Raw genomic sequence first — 6,369 nt, 5'->3', positions numbered from 1 at the left:
GCTGCGACGGCCCGTTCGGCGCCGTCAGACCATTGCTCGCCCCGTCCTGGTTCACCGCCGTGCCGCGCACCGTCGCCAGCACCCGATGCCCGTGGCGCACCGCGTCCGACAGCCGCTCCACCAGCAGGACGCCGACGCCCTCCGCCCAGCCGGTGCCGTCTGCGGCGGCCGAGAACGCCTTGCAGCGCCCGTCCGCCGACAGACCCCGCTGACGGCTGAACTCGATGAACATGCCGGGCGTGGACATCACCGTCACGCCGCCGGCGAGGGCCAGCGCGCACTCGCCGTTGCGCAGCGCCTGCACGGCAAGGTGCAGGCCCACCAGGGACGACGAGCACGCGGTGTCCACGGTCACCGCCGGGCCCTCGAAGCCGAAGGTGTAGGCGAGGCGGCCGGAGACGACGCTGCCGGTGTTGCCGGTGAGCAGGTAGCCCTCGGAGTCGCCCGCGGGCTCGTCGAGCCGCGCGCCGTAGTCCATGTTCATGGCGCCGACGAACACGCCGGTCCGGCTGCCGCGCAGGGCGGCCGGGTCGATGCCCGCCCGCTCGAAGGCCTCCCAGGACGTCTCCAGCAGCAGCCGCTGCTGCGGGTCCATCGCCAGCGCCTCACGCGGGGAGATGCCGAAGAAGCCCGCGTCGAAGTCGGCGACACCGTGCAGGAAGCCGCCGTGCCGGGCGTAACTGGTGCCCGCCTTGGCGGAGTCGGGGTCGGGGTCGTAGAGGCTTTCCAGGTCCCAGCCCCGGTCCGCGGGGAACGGTGTGATGGCGTCCCCGCCGGCGGCGACGAGCCGCCACAGGTCCTCGGGGGAGCCGATGCCGCCGGGCAGTCGGCAGGCCATGCCGACGATCGCGATCGCGTCGTCGTCGGCCGGCCGGGCGGTGCCGGGCGTCGTCGGCCGGGCGGCGGTCCGTGCGTGGTCCGGGTGGCGGTCGGCGGTGCCGGTGAGCAGACCGGCGAGATGGCGTGCGACGGCGACCGGGGTGGGATGGTCGTAGGCGAGCGTGGTCGGCAGCTGGAGGCCGGTGTCGGTGTTGACGCGGTTGCGGAACTCGACGGCGCTCGGCGAGTCCAGGCCCAGGTCCTTGAACGTCTGCTCGGCGTCGGCCGTGCTGAGCACGGTGCGTCCCAGGACCGTCGCGGCGTGCGCGAACGTCATGTCGCGGACAGCCTGGTCCCGGTCCTGCGGGGACAGCCCGGCGAGCCGGGCGGCCCACGCGGACCGGTCGCGGCGGGGGCCGGCGGGGGCGTCGGTGGTGTCGCCCAGCCAGTACCGTTCACGCTGGAAGGCGTAGGTGGGCAGGTCGACGCGGTGGACGCCCGAGGGCAGCACCGGCTGCCAGTCGACGGTGACACCGTGGGCGTGGGCCTCGGCGAGGGCCGTGAGGAAGCGCTCCGGGCCGCCCTGGTTGCGGCGCAGTGTGCCGAGTGCGGCGGCGTCCGCTCCGGTGTCCTCGATCGTCTCCAGGACACCGGTGGTCAGGACGGGGTGGGCGCTGGACTCGACGAAGACGTCGTGGCCCTGGTCGAGGAGGGTCCGGACGGCGTCCTCGAAGCGGACGGTCTGCCGCAGGTTGGTGTACCAGTACTGGGCGTCGAGGGTGGCCGTGTCGAGGAGTTCGCCGGTCACCGACGAGCAGAAGGGGATGCGGGAGGTCTGCGGCCGGATGCCGGCCAGGGCGCGCAGCAGGGGTTTGCGGATCCGGCTGACCTGGGTGGAGTGGGAGGCGTAGTCGACGGGGACGCGTCGTGCCCAGGTGCCCTGGGCCTCGCAGATGGCGAGGAGTTCGTCCAGGGCGCCCTGCTCGCCGGAGACGATGACGGACGCCGGGCCGTTGACAGCGGCGACCGACAGCCGCCTCTTGAAGGGGGCGATGAGGCCGGCGACCTGGTCGACGGAGACGCCGACGGAGGCCATGCCGCCCTTGCCGGACAGGTCGAGGATGGCCTTGCTGCGCAGCGCGACGACCTTCGCGCCGTCCTCCAGCGACAGCGCGCCGGCCACGCACGCGGCGGCGATCTCGCCCTGCGAGTGACCCACCACGGCGGCGGGCCGCACCCCGTGCGCCTGCCACAGCGCGGCCAAGGACACCATCACCGCCCACAACACCGGTTGCACCACATCGACCCGCTCCAGCCACGCGTCCGACTCAGAGTTCAGGACCGAGGTCAGCGACCAGTCGACGAACGGCGCGAGCGCCTCCTCGCACGCCAGGATCTGCGTGGCGAACGCGGGTGACGCCGTGAGCAGCCCGCCGGCCATCTCGGCCCACTGCGAACCCTGACCGGGGAAGACGAACACCGGACGGGCACCAGACTGTGCCACCCCTACGACGGCGTCGACCCCAGACTCCCCCGCCGCCAACCCCGCAAGGGCCGTCCGCAACCCCTCCCGGTCGGCCGCCGTGACGACGGCCCGGTGTGCGAGCCCGGCGCGGGACACGGCGAGCGAGTAGGCGAGGTCGGTCAGCGCCGGGCGGGCGTCGTCCGGGTCCCAAGCGGCCGGGTCCGCGAGGTGGCCGACGAGCCGGGCGGCCTGCGCGCGCAGTGCCCGGCCGGTGTGGGCGGAGAGCAGGAAGGGCAGCGCGGTGCCGGGGGCGGGGGCGGGCCGGGGTCCGGCCGGTTCCGCCGGTGCGATGGGCGCCTGTTCGAGGACCACGTGCGCGTTGGTGCCGCTGATGCCGAAGGCGGAGACACCCGCGCGGCGCGGCCGGCCGTGCTCGGGCCAGGCGCGGGGCGCGGTGAGCAGTTCGACGGTGCCGGCCGACCAGTCGACGTGCGGGGTCGGCGCGTCGACGTGCAGGGTCGGGGCCAGCACGCCCTCGCGCATCGCCATCACCGTCTTGATGACGCCCGCGACGCCCGCAGCGGCCGTGGTGTGGCCGATGTTGGACTTGACCGAGCCCAGGTAGAGCGGGGTGCCGTCGGGCCGGTCGCGGCCGTAGGTGGCGAGCAGCGCCTGTGCCTCGATGGGGTCGCCGAGGGCGGTGCCGGTGCCGTGCGCCTCGACGGCGTCCACGTCGCGGGCGGTGAGCCGGGCGTCGGCCAGTGCCTGCCGGATGACGCGCTGCTGGGACGGCCCGTTGGGTGCGGTCAGGCCGTTGCTGGCGCCGTCCTGGTTCACGGCGGAGCCGCGCATGACGGCGAGGACGCGGTGCCCGTTGCGGACGGCGTCCGACAGGCGTTCCACCAGCAGCAGGCCGACGCCCTCGGACCACCCGGTGCCGTCGGCGGCGGCGGCGAACGCCTTGCAGCGGCCGTCCGGGGAGAGTCCCCGCTGGCGGCTGAACTCCACGAACCCGGTGGGGGTGGCCATCACGGTCACCCCGCCGGCCAGCGCCATCGAGCATTCGCCGCGTTGCAGGGCGCGGCCGGCCAGGTGCAGCGCGACCAATGAGGAGGAGCAGGCCGTGTCGACGGTGAGGGCCGGGCCCTCCAGGCCGAAGGTGTAGGCGACCCGGCCCGAGAGGACGCTGCTGACGCTGCCGGTGAGCGCGTACCCCTCCACACCGTCCGGCAGGTCCCCGGCGCCGGTGCCGTAGCCGCAGGCCGCGCCGCCGACGAAGACGCCGACGGTCTCGCCCTTGACGGAGGTCGGGTCGAGGCCGGCGTTCTCGAACACCTCCCAGGCGGTCTCCAGCAGCAGCCGCTGCTGCGGGTCCATGGCGAGCGCCTCACGGGGCGAGATGCCGAACAGGGCGGCGTCGAACTCGGCGGCCGTGTCGAGGAATCCGCCCTCGCGCGCGTAGCTGGTGCCGGGGCGGTCGGGGTCGGGGTCGTAGAGGGCGTCGAGGTCCCAGCCGCGGTCGGCCGGGAAGCCGGACACGGCGTCGACACCGTCGGCGACCAGTCGCCAGAGTTCCTCGGGGCCGGTGACCCCGCCGGGGTAGCGGCAGGCCATGGCGACGATGGCGATCGGCTCGCCGTCCACGACCGGGCCGCCGGCGGGATCGCTGTGGGCGGGATCGCTGTGGGCGGGCCGGGCACCTGCCAGTTCGTCGAACAGGTGGCCGGCCAGGGCGGTCGGTGTGGGGTAGTCGAAGACCAGGGTGCTGGGCAGCTCCAGTCCGCTGCTCAGCGAGAGCCGGTCGCGCAGCTCGACCGCGGTGAGCGAGTCGAAGCCGAGGTCGCGGAAGGCCCGTTCGGCCGACGGCGCTTCACCGGCCGGCAGGCCGAGTACGGCGGCGACCTCGCGGAGCACCAGGTCGAGCAGGATCCGCTCGCCCTCGCCCGCCGTGGCCTCGGCCAGCCTGCGGGCCAGCTCGGGTTCGTCGGCCGGTCGGCCGTCGCCCGTGGGAAGGGCACGGCCCGCGGCCTGTTCGGCCAGGTGGGCGCGGGCCTCCGGCAGGTCGCCGAGCAGGGCGCTGGGCCGCAGCGCGGTGAAGCGGCGCAGGAACTGCGGCCAGTCGACGTCGGCGAGGACGGTGGCGGCCTCGGGCCGGGCCACCGCGCGGGCCATCAGGGCGACGGCGGTGTCCGGGTCCATCGCGCGCAGTCCCCGGCGGGCCAGTTCCTCACCGCTCTCCCCCGCCGCCATACCGGCACCCGCCCACGGGCCCCAGGCGACGGCCGTCGCGGTGAGCCCTCGGGAGCGGCGGTGACGGGCGAGGGCGTCGAGGTACGCGTTGCCGGCCGCGTAGGCGCCCTGCGCTCCGCTGCCCCACACACCGGCGATGGAGGAGAACAGCACGAAGGCGTCGAGCGGGCGGTCACCGAACAGCGCGTCGAGGTGCGCCGCGCCGAGCACCTTGCCCTCGGTGATGTGCGCGCAGGCGGCGAGGTCCGTCTCGGCGACGGTGGCGGCCTGGCCGATGCCGGCGGTGTGCACCACGGCCCGGATCGGCGGTCCGTCCGCCTCGACGTCCGCGACCAGCCGGGCCAGCGCCTCGCGGTCGGCGACGTCGCAGGCGGCCACGGTGACGCGCACGCCGTGGGCGGTCAGCTCGGCGGTCAGCGCGTCGGCTCCCGGCGCGTGCGGGCCCCGGCGGGCGGTGAGCACCAGGTGTTCGGCGCCGCGGGCGGCGGCCCAGCGGGCCACCTGGGCGCCCAGGCCGCCGGTACCGCCGGTGATCAGGACGGTCCCGGCGGGCGTCCAGCCCCCTTCGGGGCCCGGCTGTGCGACGGCGGTGCGGCGCAGCCGGGGCACCCAGGCGCCGGTGACGCGCAGCGCGACCTGGTCCTCCGCCTCGTCCGCCGCGAGGGTGCGGGCCAGCCGGGACCACACCCGGTCGTCGGCGTCCTCGGGGACGTCCACCAGCCCTCCCCAGGCGGTGGGCAGTTCCAGTGCGGCGGCCCGGCCGAATCCCCAGATCTCGGCTCGGGTGGCCTCGGCCGCGGGGTCGTCGCCGACGGCCACGGCCTGTTCGGTCACGCACCACAGGGGGGCGGTGCGGCTCGTGTCGGAGAGGGCCTGGACGAGGGTCACGGTGTCGGCGAACCAGGCGGTCAGTGCCGGGTGTCCGGGGTGCCGCCCCGGGTCGCCGGTGAGCAGCGACACGATCCCGGCGAGCGGGCCGACGGCACGGAGCCGCGCGGCCAGTGCGTCGCGTTCCAGGTCGGCGGGGAGCAGCCGCAGGACCTCGACGTGGGCTCCGGCCTCGGCGAGCGCCCGGGCGCAGCGCTGTGCGGGTACGGAGCAGGGGGTTCCGGCGCCGGTGGCCTCGGTGTCGGCGCCCTCGGTTTCGGTGGCCTCGCTGTCGGCGCCCTCGGTTCCGGTGACCTCGCTGTCGGCGGTCTCGGCGTCGACGGTTTCCGGGCCTGCGGTCTCGGCGTCGCGGGTCTCCGGGCCTGCGGTCTGTGCGCCGTGGTCGATCAGCAGCCAGGTTCCGGTGAGGTGTCGGCCGTCCCGCGGTGTCCACGGCTGCCAGGCGGTCTCGTAGCTCCAGGCGTCGAGCAGGGTGCGCTCCCGCTGGAGGCGGCGCCAGGAGGCGAAGGCGGGCAGCAGGCCGGCGAGGGATCCGCGCCGCTCCTCGTCGTCGCCCAGGTCGAGCGTGGTGGCCACCTGGTCGGCGTCGCCGCGTTCGACGGCGGCCCAGAACGCCGGGTCCGCGTCGGCCGGGGCGGTGGGCGGGGCGGCCACGGGGGTCTCGGGTTCGAGCCAGAAGCGGCGGCGCTGGAAGGCGTAACCGGGAAGGTCGGTGACGTGTGCCCCGGTGCCGGTGAAGAAGGCCGGCCAGTCCACCAGGACGCCGGCGAGCTGTGCGGCGCCGAGCGCGCCGATGAGCGCGGCCGGCTCGGCCCGGTCGGAGCGCAGCAGGGACGTCGCGGCGGTGCCGGGCCGCACGAGCGTCGTCTCGCGGGCCATCGCGGTGAGCACTCCGTCGGGCCCCGCTTCGAGCAGGGCGGTGACCTGGGCGCCGGCGAGCGTGGTGA

At 75.7% G+C, this 6,369-nt stretch carries 1 protein-coding gene; it reads right to left on the bottom strand.

All coding sequences use genetic code 11. The features are described 5' to 3' along the window. Positions 1–6,301: SDR family NAD(P)-dependent oxidoreductase (locus tag ALMP_RS22935; RefSeq protein ID WP_375803520.1), on the bottom strand; the 6,301-nt coding region annotated here is incomplete at its 3' end. Positions 6,302–6,369: the final 68 nt, after the last annotated feature.

Origin of the sequence: Streptomyces sp. A012304, assembly GCF_026008495.1 — a bacterium.
In the GTDB taxonomy this organism is placed as follows: Bacteria; Actinomycetota; Actinomycetes; order Streptomycetales; family Streptomycetaceae; genus Streptomyces.
This window is presented reverse-complemented; position numbering and strand designations above follow the sequence as displayed.